The sequence below is a fragment of the Methylomonas sp. genome, assembly GCF_023228165.1.
Taxonomy (GTDB): Bacteria; Pseudomonadota; Gammaproteobacteria; order Methylococcales; family Methylomonadaceae; genus Methylomonas.
Map to the genome: position 1 here is coordinate 32,854 of NZ_JALOBS010000021.1, position 15,452 is coordinate 48,305.

The 15,452-nt window shown below is 52.7% G+C and carries 10 protein-coding genes; 4 read left to right on the forward strand and 6 right to left on the reverse strand.

Annotated elements, in window-relative coordinates; translation table 11 throughout:
* The first annotated feature begins 51 nt into the window (after positions 1-51).
* The 4 genes from M0R33_RS15835 (at position 52) to M0R33_RS15850 (ending at position 4,714) form a co-directional block, all read left to right on the forward strand.
* Positions 52-714, forward strand: a complete 663-nt coding sequence (locus M0R33_RS15835) for a GTPase domain-containing protein (RefSeq protein ID WP_292571305.1) — start codon at positions 52-54, stop codon at positions 712-714.
* A 4-nt stretch (positions 715-718) separates the two neighbouring features.
* Positions 719-1,963 carry an ATP-binding protein gene (locus M0R33_RS15840; RefSeq protein WP_292571308.1) on the forward strand — a complete coding sequence of 415 codons (1,245 nt, stop codon included), beginning with the start codon at positions 719-721 and terminating at the stop codon, positions 1,961-1,963.
* Entirely contained in the window at positions 1,950-4,175 is a 2,226-nt protein-coding gene (locus tag M0R33_RS15845; protein ID WP_292571311.1) for an ATPase, T2SS/T4P/T4SS family, read from the forward strand. The genes M0R33_RS15840 and M0R33_RS15845 overlap by 14 nt, the downstream gene beginning before the upstream one ends.
* Positions 4,176-4,255: 80 nt before the next feature.
* Positions 4,256-4,714 carry an EVE domain-containing protein gene (locus M0R33_RS15850; RefSeq protein WP_292571314.1) on the forward strand — a complete coding sequence of 153 codons (459 nt, stop codon included), beginning with the start codon at positions 4,256-4,258 and terminating at the stop codon, positions 4,712-4,714.
* Positions 4,715-4,719: 5 nt separating this feature from the next.
* Here M0R33_RS15850 and M0R33_RS15855 read toward each other — a convergent pair whose 3' ends face one another.
* The 6 genes from M0R33_RS15855 to ilvA form a co-directional block, all read right to left on the reverse strand.
* A complete protein-coding gene (locus M0R33_RS15855; RefSeq protein WP_292571317.1) occupies positions 4,720-8,097 on the reverse strand; it encodes an EAL domain-containing protein in 3,378 nt (1,125 codons plus the stop codon).
* An 81-nt stretch (positions 8,098-8,178) separates the two neighbouring features.
* Positions 8,179-8,601 (reverse strand): response regulator, encoded by a 423-nt coding sequence (locus tag M0R33_RS15860; protein ID WP_292571320.1) that lies wholly within the window; start codon positions 8,599-8,601, stop codon positions 8,179-8,181.
* A gap of 68 nt (positions 8,602-8,669) precedes the next feature.
* Positions 8,670-11,675, reverse strand: a complete 3,006-nt coding sequence (locus M0R33_RS15865; protein ID WP_292571323.1) for a PAS domain S-box protein — start codon at positions 11,673-11,675, stop codon at positions 8,670-8,672.
* Positions 11,675-13,363, reverse strand: a complete 1,689-nt coding sequence (locus M0R33_RS15870) for a PAS domain S-box protein (RefSeq protein WP_292571326.1) — start codon at positions 13,361-13,363, stop codon at positions 11,675-11,677. Before M0R33_RS15870 ends, M0R33_RS15865 begins: the two co-directional genes overlap by 1 nt.
* Positions 13,360-13,590 carry a hypothetical protein gene (locus M0R33_RS15875; protein ID WP_292571329.1) on the reverse strand — a complete coding sequence of 77 codons (231 nt, stop codon included), beginning with the start codon at positions 13,588-13,590 and terminating at the stop codon, positions 13,360-13,362. Before M0R33_RS15875 ends, M0R33_RS15870 begins: the two co-directional genes overlap by 4 nt.
* Positions 13,591-13,879: 289 nt before the next feature.
* A complete protein-coding gene (gene ilvA, locus M0R33_RS15880; RefSeq protein ID WP_292571332.1) occupies positions 13,880-15,403 on the reverse strand; it encodes a threonine ammonia-lyase, biosynthetic in 1,524 nt (507 codons plus the stop codon).
* Positions 15,404-15,452: the final 49 nt, after the last annotated feature.

Sequence of the window (15,452 nt, forward strand, 5' to 3'; positions counted from 1 at the left end):
TGTTGGGTTTATCAACTTCCCAGCCTTTCAAGAACGGGCCAATGAAATGTCATGGCAAATTTCGACGAAGAAAACAACCGCTTAACGATCAAACTGGTTTACTACGGTCCCGCGCAGAGTGGTAAAACCACTAATCTGATGCGTTTGCACGATATTTTGCGCACCGACCTAAAAGGCGAAATGATGCTGATGGAAACCGCCAACGATCGCACCCTGTTCTTCGATTTATTGCCGCTGGGTTTTAAAGCCCCATCGGGTCTGCTGATTAAATTCAAGCTCTATACGGTACCCGGTCAAGTAATACATGACAGTACCCGCAAAGCGGTACTATCACGGGCCGACGGCGTGGTATTCGTCGCCGATTCGCAACGCACCCAAAGCACCAATAACGGCGAAGCCTTTTCCAACCTGGAAGACAACGCCGCCCGCGTCGGCATCGACTTCGACCAGTTGCCTTTAGTGGTGCAATTCAATAAGCGCGACCTGCCCGACATTTTGAGCGAGGCAGAAGTATTGCAACGTTGGCAGTCCGCGCCCTGGCCGGTACTTTTCAGCTCGGCATTGGCCGGCGGCGGCGTGGTTGAGACCTTCCACGCCTTATTACACCAGGTTTATAACCATCTGGATCAGGAATTTGACTTTCAATGCCTACACCATTTGTCCCAGGCGGCCTTTGTCGATCAGGCCTGTGGCCGAATAGACAATCAGGCGTAATCCGATGTCTAAAGAATCCGACCACGATTTCGAACGCGATTTAAGTTTAAACGAGTTACTGCACGGTATCGACAAACAGCGTCTGGAAACGGCTTTGCATACCCTGTTGAACGCTCCGTTAGCCATTTTCAACCAACAAGGCGAATGCCTGTTGGGCGCGCCCGAGCAAGCAAAAGACGCCATCAGCCAACCCTTATACGGCGAACTGGAACCCATCGGCCGCCTCACCGCCGCCATCCCCCAAGACCGCTTAAAAGCCGCCACTGCCCTGATTACCCTATTACTTCGCGCCAATGCCCGCTACTTAATGGCCTCGGATTTACACCTGCAAACTCAGCAAGCGGACTTTGAAGAATTGCAACGCCGACACACAGCCTTGGAACAATCCGAGCAACGCTATAAAGCCTTGGCGGAAAACCTGGAGCTTCGCGTTCAGCAACAAGTTAAAACCATAGAAAGCGCCCAACTAAAACTTTACGAAACCGAAAAACTCGCCTCCGTGGGCCGTCTGGCCTCGGGAATCGCTCATGAAATCAACAACCCGATCGGCTTTATCCGCAGCAATTTGACCACGGCCTGCTCGTACCTGGACGCCCTGAAGAAAATCGGCGCTATGCTGCCATCCTGCCAGGACATGAGCGCCTTAAAATCCGCCTGGCAACAGGCAGACATGGATTTTATCCAGCAGGACATGCAAGACATCCTGGCTGAAAGCATAGACGGTACCGAACGGATCGCAGCCATCGTAAAAGACTTAAAAGGCTTTTCCCGCATCGACGAAACCGCACGCGAAGAAGCCGACCTTAACATGCTTATCCGGCAAGTCTGCCATGTGGCCACCGCCGAATGGCGCGACAAAGCCGAATTGCATTTGGATTTAGGCGTATTGCCGTTGCTGCACTGCCATCCCGGCGAGCTAGGGCAAGTGTTTTTAAGTGTTTTGATGAATGCCGTTGACGCCACGACCGTCCTGGGTAACATTCACTTGCGTACCGCCTTTCAAGACAATCAAATTACTATCGAGGTACGAGATAACGGCCGCGGCATTACCGAGACCGACATGCCGCACATTTTCGACCCGTTTTTTACCACCAAGGAAGTAGGCAAAGGCATGGGACTGGGGTTGAGCGTGTCGCGCAATATTGTCCAGGCCCATGGCGGCAACCTGACAATCAAAAGCCGGCCCACCGGCACGCGGGTAACGATTAGTCTGCCTGTCAAACCGCCCGTCACTCATGTCGAAATATAGTTCACTATTTACCGGCGGACATCCGGATAGCGACTCAGCTGGTAAGCACAATTACCGCTTGCTGTTCGTTGACGACGAAGCCAATGTATTGAGTGCTTTGCGGCGGATTTTTCGGCGGGAGAACTACCGCATCGACACCGCCATGTCCGGCCAGGAGGCCTTGCAACTACTCAAGGACAATGCCTATCAACTCATCATTACCGACTACAAAATGCCGCATATGAACGGTGCGGAATTGTTAAAACGCATCAAAGCCCTGCACCCGGATACCATTCGCATCATGTTGACCGGCCAAGCCGACACCGGCGCGGTCATGGGCGCCATCAATGATGGCGCGGTCTACAAGTTTATTTTAAAACCCTGGAACGATGACGATTTGCGCATTACGGTCAGTCTGGCGCTGGAACAATACGACCTGATCAACAAAAACAAAAAACTCAACATAGAAAATCAGGAAAAAACCAAAGAAATTGGCAAACTCCGCAAAGCGGTCGGTTCCGATGGCGGCCAGATTGCCATTTTGCTGAATAAAAAAAACCTACTCAACAATACCCAGTTGCAGGAAGTATTTAAACTCAAACAAAACGCCGACGACTCGGTTCTGAAACTGATCCTGGATCGGCAATGGCTAGACGAAGCCGTCATCCGCGACATCTTGCGTAAGGATTTGCTGGTGGAAGAGATCGCCCCGGCCGAATTTCAAGTCGAACCCGAGGTGCGTAATCTGATCCCGCATTCGATTTGCCGGCAACATGCGGTTCTGCCCTTAAAAATCGAAAACGGCCAATTACTCGTGGCAATGGCCGATCCGGTCAATCTGGATTTACAAACCGAATTAAGTTTCATGAGCGGACTGCCATTGAAAGTGGTGATGGCCAATGTCGCCGAGATTCAGCGAAAAGTAGAGGACACTTATGGCGGCATGCCATCGTTTAGCGACTTTAACGCCATTGTAGCCACCGAAGATCCTTTCGAAAACATCCAAATCGTCATCGACGAAGAGGATACCAACCTATCGCTGGGGCAACTTTTAAAGCAAACCGAAGAACCGCCGGCAATACGTTTGGTCAACGCCGTTATCCTGGAAGCCATTCGTTTGGGGGCTAGTGACATACATATCCAACCCCGCGCCAAAAGCGTCGCCGTGCGCTATCGGATCGACGGCATCCTGGAAGATAGAATTTATATCCCGCATCATTTCCACGGCCCGTTGGTTTCACGCATTAAAGTCATGGCCGCAATGGACATTGCCGAACGCCGGCGTCCGCAAGACGGTCGGGTGACCATAAAAACCCCCAACCGTATCATTGACCTGCGCATATCCACCCTGCCGGTTTTAAACGGCGAAAAACTGGTGATGCGAATTTTGGATCAAAACGCATCGATACACCCGATCGATCAACTGGGTTTCTCAACCTGCGATTTGGTTAAACTGGAGCGGCTGATCAATAAACCGCAGGGCATCATTTTGGCCACCGGCCCGACCGGTAGCGGTAAAACCTCAACTCTTTATTCCTTATTGCAGCACTCGGCCACTCCCAGCAAAAATTTTGTCACACTGGAAGAACCGGTTGAATACTATCTGGATACCGCCGGTCAAGTGAACCTCAAAGGCAAAATCGATCTGACTTTCCCCGCCGTATTACGCGCCGTCTTGAAGCAGGATCCGGACGTGATTTTATTGGGTGAAATACGTGATCTGGAGACCGCGGAAATAGCGTTCCAAGCGGCCTTGACCGGCCATCTGGTGTTTTCCACCCTGCACGGTAACTCGGCCATCGCCACCATTGCCCGCCTGTTCGATATAGGCCTGAAGCCTTACAGCATAGCCAGCAGCCTGGCAGGCGTCATCTCCCAAAGGTTGGTGCGTAAAATTTGTCCGTATTGCCGCACACCGACTCAAGTCGATCCAAACTTGCTGGAACAATTGGGGCCGCTATTTAGTAACCTCAACCAACCACTATTTAAGGGTCAAGGCTGCGAACACTGCTCCTCCAGCGGTTATCACGGCCGAATTTGCCTGATCGAGCTATTAATTCCCAATGAAGAACTGCGCGACATGATTGCCAGACAAGCCGGACATCTGGAATTCAAAAATGCCGCCCTAAAAAACGGCTATAAAACCGTAGCCGATGATGCGCTCAGCAAGGTGTTACAAGGTTTGACCACTTGCGAGGAAATCCTGCGGGTGTTGGGCCCGCAAGACATTTAAACCGGATAACGGCACGACTGTTTCGGGCACGACCTGAAATGCTATGCTACGACACTAATCAAACCCACCCTGGAGTTTTTATGCAGTACTGGCTGATGAAATCCGAACCCGAAGCCTTCAGTATCGACGACCTGGCCGAACGTCCCCGGCAAACCGAACATTGGGACGGCGTGCGTAATTATCAGGCCCGCAATATGATGCGCGACCAGATGAAAGTCGGAGACCTGATCTTTTTTTACCACTCCAATTGCCAGCTGCCGGGCATTGTCGGCATCGCCGAAGTCGCCAAGGAAAGCTATCCGGATTTCACCGCCTTCAATCCCGACGACCAACATTTCGATCCGAAAAGCAATCCGGACCAACCTACTTGGTATATGGTCGACGTAAAATTTGTGCGTAAACTGCAACGCACCATCAGTCTGCAGGAACTAAAACCGCAACAGGCGTTGGCCGAACTGGCCTTGGTCAGACGCGGCAACCGTTTATCGATCATGCCGATCACCCAACAACAATGGGATTTTATCTTGGGCCTGAAATAACCCGATTAGCCTGAAAAACGTTCGATCAGGCGCTTTTCCACATCGGCGGCGGGTTCCGGTTTATGAAACCAATAACCCTGGTAATAATCGCAGCCGTTTTCCCGCAAGAAGGCCAATTGCTGCTCGGTTTCCACGCCCTCGGCCAATACAGCCAGTTTTAAAACGCGCGACATGGCGATAATGGTGGCGGTAATTTCCCTGTCGTTCAAATCCTCGAAGAGCCCCCGCACAAAGCTTTGATCGATTTTTAGTTTATCGATCGGAAAACGTTTCAAATACGCCAAAGAAGAATACCCCGTACCAAAATCGTCGATGGACAGCCGGACGCCAAGCTCTTTTAAGGCGTTCAAGGTGGCAATGGACTGCTTGGCATCGTCCATCAACATACCTTCGGTCAACTCCAGCTCCAGATAATCCGCCGGAAAACCGCTGTCCGCCAACACCTGGCTGACCAATTCCACCACATCGACCGACTGAAACTGCCGCACCGACAAATTCACCGCCATGATCATGGCCGGCAAGCCGGCATCGATCCAGGCCTTTCCCTGTTTGCAGGCGCTGCGTAGCACCCACTCACCCAACGGTACGATCAGCCCGGTTTCTTCGGCAATCGGGATAAATTTTCCCGGCGACACGATGGCCTCTCCCGGCGGCTGCCACCGCACCAGCGCTTCGACGCCCACGGCAGACTCATCACGGGCATCTATCAACAACTGATAATGCAGCACAAATTCTTCGTCGGCGAGGGCCCTGCGTAAACGGGTTTCCAGGTTAAGTCTTTCGCTGGCCGCGCTACTCAACGCCTGGGTGTGGAAGCGAAAGGTGTTGCGGCCTTCCTGTTTCGCCAGATACATAGCCATGTCGGCATGCTGTATCAATTCGGTGACATCGCCGGCATCGTCCGGATACAGGCTGATACCGATGCTCACGCCGAGATAAATTTCTTGTCCGCCGTTCAAATGAAACGGCGGCAGCAACAAATCGATCATGGCTTGCGCCACCGTGGCGGCCGTTTCGGCTGCCTCGATATGCTCCAATACCAGTAAAAATTCATCGCCCGCCAGGCGGGCCAAGGTATCTTCATCCCGTAAACGCTCGCTCAACCGAATAGCCAACAGATGCAATAACTCATCCCCACTAGGATGCCCCAAACTATCATTGACTGTTTTAAACCTGTCCATATCCAGATACAGCACCGCCACCCTATGTCCGTGCCGTTCGGCATGCTCGACCGCATGCCGCAGACGCGATTGCACCAGCAACCGATTAGGCAAGTTGGTTAACGGGTCGAAATGCGCCAAGCGTTCCAGACGGGCCTCGGACTCCTTGATTTGCGATATGTCGCTGAATACGCCGACATACTGGCAAGCCAAGCCCTGTTGGTCATATACGGTATTGATAGTCAGCCACTGCGGATAAAATTCACCATTTTTACGCCGGTTCCAAATTTCGCCCTGCCAGTGGCCCGTCGCCGACAGCTCGGACCAGAGTAGTTGGTAAAAAGCACTATCATGGCGGCCCGATTTTGAGAAGTTAGGGTTTTTACCTAACGCATCGGCTTCGCTATAGCCGGTAATTTCCGTATAGGCACGGTTAATGGCTACGATGCGATGTTTTAGATCGGCAATCAAAATACCTTCGCGGGTCGAATCGAAAACCGCGGCCGCTTGGCGCAAAGTATCCGTGGCGCGTACTTTTTGCACCGCCAGCGCCGTAATGCGGGTAAATTCGTCTATCAGTTCAAGCTGTCCGGGCGTAGGTTCCCGTTTGGTATTGTGATAAATCCCGAATGTGCCCAAAACGCGCCCGGCCTCATCCTTGAATGGTACCGACCAACAAGCGCCGAATCCCGCCCGCCGGGTCAAATCCAGGTAGTCGACCCAATAAGGGTGCTGCTCGATATCGGCCACGATAACCGGTTCGCCGAGTTTGGCGGCGGTTCCGCAAGAACCATGGCCTATTTTGGGTTCCAACTGCTCGACCGCTTGATTGTAAAAATCCGGAAGGCTCGGCGCGGCGCCATGGGTCAGCCTGCCGGTAAGCGTATCGATCAATAAAATGGAAACCCGCATATCCGGGTAAGTAGCTTCAACCCGTCGGGCAATGTCATCCAAAATCACTGGCAACGATTGGTTGGCGACAATTCTATCCAGCGCCGACTGCCGGGCTAGCCGCAAAGCTTCGCTGCGCTTATGTTCGCTGACATCCAGCCAGGCACCGACAATTTCGCAAGGCTGACCACTGCTATCCCGCAGCAGTCTTAGTTCGTCGCGTATCCATAGCCAATGGCCATCCGCATGACTAAACCGGTATTCGTGTATCAGGTGGTCGTTTGCCATCAGCCTGGTATGGCTAGCCGTTACCTGTTGTTGATCGTCGTTGTGCAAATGGGCCTGCCACCAGCCGGGTTGCATGGCCTGGTCCGGGGTATAACCCAACTGGCGTATGATGTTGTCACTGACCCAGCTAGTCACCCAGTTTTGCTCGAAAAAAAGCAGGTTGTATAAAATGGTGGGGCTGGCCTCCAACACCCGCGACAAGCGTTTAGTGGTCTGTTTTAACACCACCCTTTCACGATTCAACTCAAACTGATGAGCCACTTTTTCCAGCGTTGCGGGCAATTCGTAGAGATAGCCCTCGTGTTTGACCAGGTAATCGTCCACGCCCAAATGTAGCGCCCGCGCGGCCACATCTTCGCTACCTTGCCCGGAAACCAGCACAATGGCCACATCCAAACCGCTCTCCTCGCGCAATATTTTGGTCAATTCCAGACCGTCCATGCCGGGGAGGCGATAATCGGTTAGTATCACGTCAAAATTGAGCGGGCCGTTACCGGCCTCGTCAATAAGTTGTAACGCATCTTGGGCGGTGGCAACCTGGGTGAGACGGATATGAGGCGCGTGCTGCGCTAAATGCCGACGAGTCAAGTCGGCATCGAACGCATCATGTTCGACTTGCAGCACTTTGAGTATCCGGTGATTGCGGTCGGCATGCTCGCGAAAACGCGTCATGGCCAGCTCCAGCGAGGCCGGCAATTTGCTTAAATAACCGTCCCGTTTGACCAGATAATCGTCGGCACCAGCCTTAAGAGCCGCAATAGCCGCTTCCTGATCGCCGGAACCGGTCAGCATGACCACCGCCAAGGGCAATTGCTTTTCGCGCACGTAAGCTAACGCATCCAGCCCATTTCCGTCCGGAAGCGCCAAATCCGACAACAGCAAATCGTAACGCTTGGGTTCAGTAAGTTTAAGCAAGCCTTCCGTCAAGCCGGTAGCAACATCCAGCGTTATCCCGGGGGCAAATTTATGTAATACGCGCCGGGTCAGGTCCGCATCGTTCGCCGAGTCTTCGATATACAATACTTTCATATTGGATATATTCATGCGTTAGCGCCGAATAAGCAACGACCGGGATTGCGGACACATTGAAATAACGTTGGGAGAGCAAACACGCCGGCTCCGTTACTAGCGAGGCTTTTCATTAAAAACACACCAATACAGTTCGATTTGTTGGACGACATCCATGAAATTATCGAACTCTACCGGTTTAACGATGTAGGAATTGGCCCCTAACTCGTATGCAGTCATTACATCTTTATCTTCCTTGGAGGTGGTCAATATCACCACCGGGATACTGCGTAACAAAGGATGCGCTTTCAATGCACGCAGTACGCTTAAACCATCCACACGCGGCATTTTTAAATCCAGCAAAATAACCGCCGGCCGCTCCTCGCCGGCTTCCCAGCGCGGAATCCAGGCCAACGCTTCCTCGCCGTCACGCGCCACCAATACTTCATTGGCCAATTTGCGGCGCTTGAACGCCCGCAAGGTTAAATCGACATCGACGGGATTATCTTCGACAAGCAGAATTGGCGGGTACACAATCATATTCGCGGGTCCTTATAAAAAAAGGGGAGTATTTATCGCTTACTTGATCTAACCAATGGGTTATGGAATCATTCATCCGGCCGGGCTACCGGCAGTTGCACATAAAAGCGGGCGCCCTGCCCGGGCGCACTTTCCGCCCAAACACTTCCCCCCATACGCTGCATGGCCTTTCTGACCAAGGCCAAGCCGATGCCGGTACCGGGATAGTCTTCTTGTCGGTGCAAGCGCTGAAAAATTTCAAATATTTGATCATGGTACATCATATCGAATCCGATACCATTATCGGCGATTTGCACAACCACATTGTCGCCCTCCAGCCGGAAACTGACTTCAATACGCGGCCGCACAGTCTTAGCGCTGAATTTAAGTGCATTTTCCAGCAAATTGCGTAACGCCAGGCTCAAACCGTTAATGTCCCCTTGCACCCAAACCGGCGACAAATCGGTTACGATTTCAACATCTCTTACAGCAATGTCATCGGCCTTTTCCCGTAAAGCTTGCTCAACCAAAGCGACCAAATCCAGCCGCTGACTCGCTAATTTACGGCGCTCCATCCGGGAATAGGCCAATAAATCATCAATCAACGCACCCATCCGTTCCACGCCGGCCCGGATATTGGCAATAAAAAAACGCCCGTCATCGTCTAAGGCTTGGCCATAATCCTCCGCGAGCAACTGGCTGTAACCTTCTATACCCCGTAACGGCGCTTTCAAATCATGGGAAACCGAATACACGAAACTTTCCAGCGACTGGTTAATGGCTTCAAGTTCCGCCGTCCGCTCGGCTACCCGCGCTTCCAAATTGGAATTGATGGCACGCAAGTTCTGTTCCGCCTGGCGTAATTGGGTAATGTCCCGGGAAATGGCAAGTATACCAATAACCTGACCCTCCGCATTCGCTACCGAAGTCTTCACGGTTTGGAATAAGCCGCGATAACCGCCCTCGGCAAATGTCAGCCATTCTTCATTGATAACCGGACCGGCGGCTTCCAGGGCGAGACGGTCATTGCCGCGAAAAAAGTCAGCCTGTTCGGCATCAAAAAGATCGTAGTCGGTATGACCGAGAATATCGGCTTCCCGTTTGCCGATCAGCTTTTCCAAAACCGGATTACATAATAGATAAACACCGCTCAAATCCTTTAGGCAGATCAGATCCGGAATGGTACCTATCAAGACTCTCAGGCGGGCTTCGCTGTTGCGTAACGCTTGTTTGGCAATAAGCCGCGCGGTAATATCTTCGGTAAAAATCACAATACCGCCCACCTCGCCGCCTTCGAGATACCAGGGTCTTACTTCCCAGCGCAGCCATTGCGCCTGGCCATCCCGCCGTATGAAGCGATCCTCGTCGACGCGAATAATCTCGCCCGCCATGCCGCGCCGATGGATGTCTTTCCAGTTTTCGCTAATTTCAGGGAAGACCGCGTAATGGCTCAAGCCGAACAGCTCCCGATCACCCAACTGATAATCGTCCAGCCAGCGGCGACTGCAAGCCAAATAGCGCATATCGCGATCGAACATGGCTAATGACGCCGGCGCATAGTCGATAAAAAGTTTGATGCGGGACTCGCTCTCCTTCAGAGCCGCCAAGGCGGTTTCGGATCTCAGCCGTGCATCATTGGCATCTTGCATTTGGTTAAGAATGGCTAACCTGGCTCTGGCCTGTTGATTGTCGGAATGCGCCTGAACGGCAGCTAAAGCCTGCTCCGCCCGCTTACGTTCCGTCAAATCGATCACAAAGGCAACCCGGTTGATCGGCCGTTGCTGTTGGTTTCGAAGTACCGAAATATCGATTAATACCGGAAAACGCCTGCCATCCTTGCGCACATGTTCGGTTTCGAACACCTCATGAGGGCTTTCATTCAAGGCTTGCAGCTGATAGCGAATATCCTCCAGACGCTCCGCGGGAAAAAGCCGGGATAAGTGCATGCCTATCATTTCATCGCAGCTATAACCCCGTTGTTGGGCAAACGCCGGATTGACCGAGCTAATAGTATTGTTCTGCGCATCCGAAATAATCAGTCCTACCTGAGCACGCTCGAACGATTCCGTCCATAGCTTAAGCCGTTGTTCGGCCTTTCTGGATTCGGTTACATCTAAAAACATAAACAACATACCGTCGAGCAAGGAAATGCCATAAACTTGCACGGTCCTTTCAGAGCCGTCTTTGCAAACCACCCGGTATTCACGACCTTGCGTATCCCCTTTACTCTTGGCCGACCTCCTCAACGCAACGCCCCAATCCGCTTTTACTTGTTCGCGATATACGGGGTCGGGGTAGGCCTTGGGCCACCAGTCCGCCAAACTGTTCAATTCAGACTTGGGATAACCAAACAAGGCCTCAAATCGGGCATTTTGGGCCGGAATTCCTCCGGCGCTGTCCACTAGCGCCATGCCCAGCGGCGCCTCCTGAAATAGGCGCCTGAATTGCGCTTCGCTGGCGCCTAGTTCCCTTGAGGTCTTTTCCAGCTGCAGCCGACGCCTGACCTCCCTCTGTCTGGACGAATACATGGCTTCACTGATCAAGCTGATCGTAAGTCCATTTAAAATCAGTAAGCCCCAATGAAACACATTAAGAACACTTTCAATCGCAAAATATCCCACCGGCCGAATGTTATATGCAGTAGCGGCGGCAGCCGCAAAAGTGGCAATCAAGCCTGGCCCTAAACCACCTAGCAGCGCGGCGAGAATCACCGGCAACATAAACAGAATCAGTAAAGGCGCATTATCAAAAATAGGGCTTATCCGGAAATAAACAATTTGTATCGAGACGATTAATAATATCGCCAGCGCATATGTCAGCCAGCGCGGTATGCGGTGTACCGCCAAAATATCCGACAAAGAAGAATGAGCCGCCTTTTCCGCAACGGCGGAAGGCACGCCCTGCAAGACAAAATAAAACCCAATACCGCTTACCAGCACAAAGAACACCCCCTTGGCGGACGACAACCAGACCACGGATTCCAGATCCATAATCGAGGCCAGCCATTGGTCGGAAAGTAAAATCCATACCAACGCCAGACCTATATAAGCCAGACAGGCCAGGACGATATAAGACTGACGACTGCCGATATTCATCAGGATTTACCCACTTCGCGCGGAAGGGACACTTCCGCGGTAAAGCTCAAATCGTAAGGCCGAGGCTGACCCAATTGCTCCGCTAAGGCATTGACCTGCCGCTTCAAATCGATCATCACCAGCTCCCGATCCGCCGAAGCCACGTTAAAGCGCTCCAGTTCTTCATTACGTTGCTGCAAAATCAGTTCCGCGCGTTTATGTTCGGTGATATCGACAGCCACGGTTACTTTGCAGTCCCGGCCGGCATACATCAAAGCGTTGGAATGAACTTCGACATCCATAAATTCGCCATTATGTTTACGGTGATGCCATTCCCCATTGGAGCTTTGCCAATGGGTTTGTCGCGCCAAACTCATCAAAGCTGATTTTTCGGATTCCGGATATAAATCCGGCAACTTCAGCGAGAGCGCTTCCTCCAGGCTGTAGCCGTAGTGTTCCAAAAACGCTTGGTTAACCGACAGCAGCTGCAAGTCGTCCCGTGCGAATATCAACATTGGCGCCGGGTTCTGTTCAAACAAATTACGATAATAAGCCTCGCCGGCGGCAAGCTGCTGGTTTAGTTGTTTTTGCCTGGTAATATCCAGACAGGAACCGATGTAACCCATGAAATTGCCGTCGGCATCGTAGCGAGGCATGCCGTGATTAAGCACCCAACGGTAGTTACCGTCCTGACGGCGCAGCCGGTATTCCAGGGAAAACGGCTGGCGCAGCTCGAATGCAGCGACGTACTCGGCCCAAAAATTTTCTACGTCGTCGGGGTGAATACTCTCCAACCAGCCGACGCCTTGCGCTTGCTCGATGCCGATCCCGGTAAAATCCAACCAGCGCCGATTGAACCACTTGCCGCCTTTATCCGGTCTGGAAGACCAAAACAACACCGGCGAAGCATTGGCGATGGTCTCCAGTTTACTCACCAGCTGGCGTAATTCCGCCTGACAACGTTGTTGATCGTCGGCCAGACTGTCCAATGCCGCACCAATGCTGGCCAGTTCGTCGCCACCCTCCATCCGCGCGCGCAACTCTAAATTGCCCCCGCCCATGGCAATAGCCGTGGCGTTGAGATGCGCCGCGCGGCGAAACCATAAAAAGTGCAATAAACTGCCGAGCGCTATCGTCAACACAACAATGACGCCGGCCTGGCGAATTAAATGCTGGCGTCCCACCGCCGACTGTTCGGCCAGGGCGGGCTGTAAATCCAGGCGCACCAGCAAGCGCAGATTCGGCTGAATGCCGACCGCTCCCAACAATGCCCGCTCACCTTGGATAGGATGAATATGAACCTCGGGATGCCAAATAAATTTTACATCCAGAATGGTATTGCGTAAGCCTGCGGATTGTTTAGCCAGGATCGTTGCCACCGATTGACCAAGTTCGGCCCCGGATAAGGCGGCCACAACACGCCCGGTTTCGTCGATCAACCAGGCATGCGTAACCCCGCTCAGTAAAGGCAAACCGGAAACCAGCCGGCGCACCCGTGCTAAATCATTCAGCTCCCATTCCCGCTCCAGAACAGTCCGCTCCATGCCTAAATACTCCCGCAGACGTTTTTGCTCGCTAGACTGAATCGCTTCCGCGCATTGTTTAACCTGTAACCGATAGTTGACGCCAATCGCCAGCGCCGCGGCCGAGGCAAACAGCATGGGCACTAAAAACCGTGGCGATACGGCAAACAATATTTTCCGACTCATGCCTGCTCCAATGTCGACCGGGCGGTCCAGTTATTCCAAGGTGCGCACACCGTCAAGGTATCGACATCAACCGCCTGCAGCAAGCCGTTGCCTAAAGCGCGGAGGCTTTCGGTAGTGTAGATCAACTCAATAATCCGCCCGTCCCTGGCCGGCAAGCAAGGTTCATAACCAACCCGGAGGTTGACCCCAAGGCACAGGAACAGCTGGGGCTTTCTACACCCCATCATCAGTACACACCATAAATAGGCCAATAGCAGATCGTCATAAGCAATAGACCGCCGCAATAGTTTGAAGACTCGCTACGTTTGCAGTTTATCCAGCTGGAACCGGAAAGGCACGCAGAATTACATTACATTATAACCCTCGCATTTGATTGCCGGTTTCTGGCCACCCTCACCCGGAGGCGAGGGAAATCAGGCGCCGAAATTTGAAGTGCGAAAGACATACATAAACGAGGTTTGCCAGCTTTCTCGAACCGCAGCAGCAGGCGCTTTACATAATCGCCCGCCGGCTGGATTATTTAGCGCTACCGCCCGCAAACAGGCGGTAGGCGGGGTTAGCGGTTTCCTGTTGAAACACCAACCCCAAGCCGTACAGACATTGTTCGAATGCTTCGGACTCCGCATCGGCCATTTGCATACCGATCAAAACCTTGCCGAATGCCGCGCCATGATTACGATAATGAAACAAGCTGATGTTCCATTGACTGCCCAAAGACTGTAAAAACGTCAACAAAGCCCCCGGTCGTTCCGGAAATTCCACGCTGTAAACACGCTCGTTCAAATTATTGGGGCCATGCCCCCCTACCATGTGGCGAATATGGTCCTTGGCCAGTTCGTTAACGGTCATGTCCGTGACTAAAAAGTCATCCGCCTGCAAATGCTCGATCAATTGCTCACGGTCACCTTCCACGCCACTGCTCGTAATGCCGACAAATACCTGTGCCATGCTAGCATCGAAATAGCGATAATTGAATTCGGTAACACTGCGTTTACCCAGTTTTTTGCAAAACTTTAAAAAACTGCCGGGCTCCTCCGGAATCGCCACCGCCAGCAATATTTCCCGGTGTTCGCCCACCAAAGTACGCTCGGCCACATAGCGCAACCGGTCGAAATTCATATTGGCGCCGCTGTCGATGGCGATCAGGGTTTGCTGGCGTATGGCATATAGATCGACATATTTTTTCATGCCGGCCACCGCTAACGCGCCGGCAGGTTCCGCTACCGAACGGGTGTCGTCGAATATATCTTTGATGGCCGCGCAAATCTCGTCGGTACTGACGGTCACCACTGCATCCACATGTTGCCGGGCGATACGGAACGGCTCCGCGCCGATTTGTTTGACCGCCACGCCGTCGGCGAACAGGCCGACTTGCGCTAACTCAACCCGCTTTTGAGCCTTCAAGGCCTGATTCAAACAATCCGCATCGTCCGGTTCCACGGCAATGATTTTAACCTCGGGACGCACGAATTTCACATAGGCGGCAATCCCCGCCACCAGCCCGCCGCCGCCCACCGGCACGAAAATGGCGTGTATATCGCCATTATGCTGGCGTAGAATTTCCATCCCCACCGTACCCTGGCCGGCAATCACCTCCGGGTCGTCATACGGATGAATGAACACCAGACCTTTCTCGGCGACAATCTCCTGGGCATGCGCATAGGCATCATCGTAAGAATCGCCATGCAGCACGATTTTAGCGCCACGGGCCTTGACGGATTTGACCTTGATTTCCGGCGTGGTTTTCGGCATCACAATCAAGGCCTTGATACCCAACTTTTTCGCCGCCAGCGCCACGCCTTGCGCATGGTTACCGGCAGAGGCGGCAATCACGCCTCTAGCGGCCTGCTCCTCGGTCAGGGTGGCCATTTTGTTATAAGCCCCGCGCAGTTTGAACGAAAATACCGGCTGCAAATCTTCGCGTTTTAAATAAATCCGGTTTTCCAGCCGATCAGACAGACCGGAAGCAAAATCCAGCGGCGTTTCTTCCGCCACGTCATACACTTTGGCCCGTAATATTTTTTCGATGTACTGATGCATGCTTGTCCTCGGCACTGGCTATCACCATTGCCCCATGTCGCCTAAACGG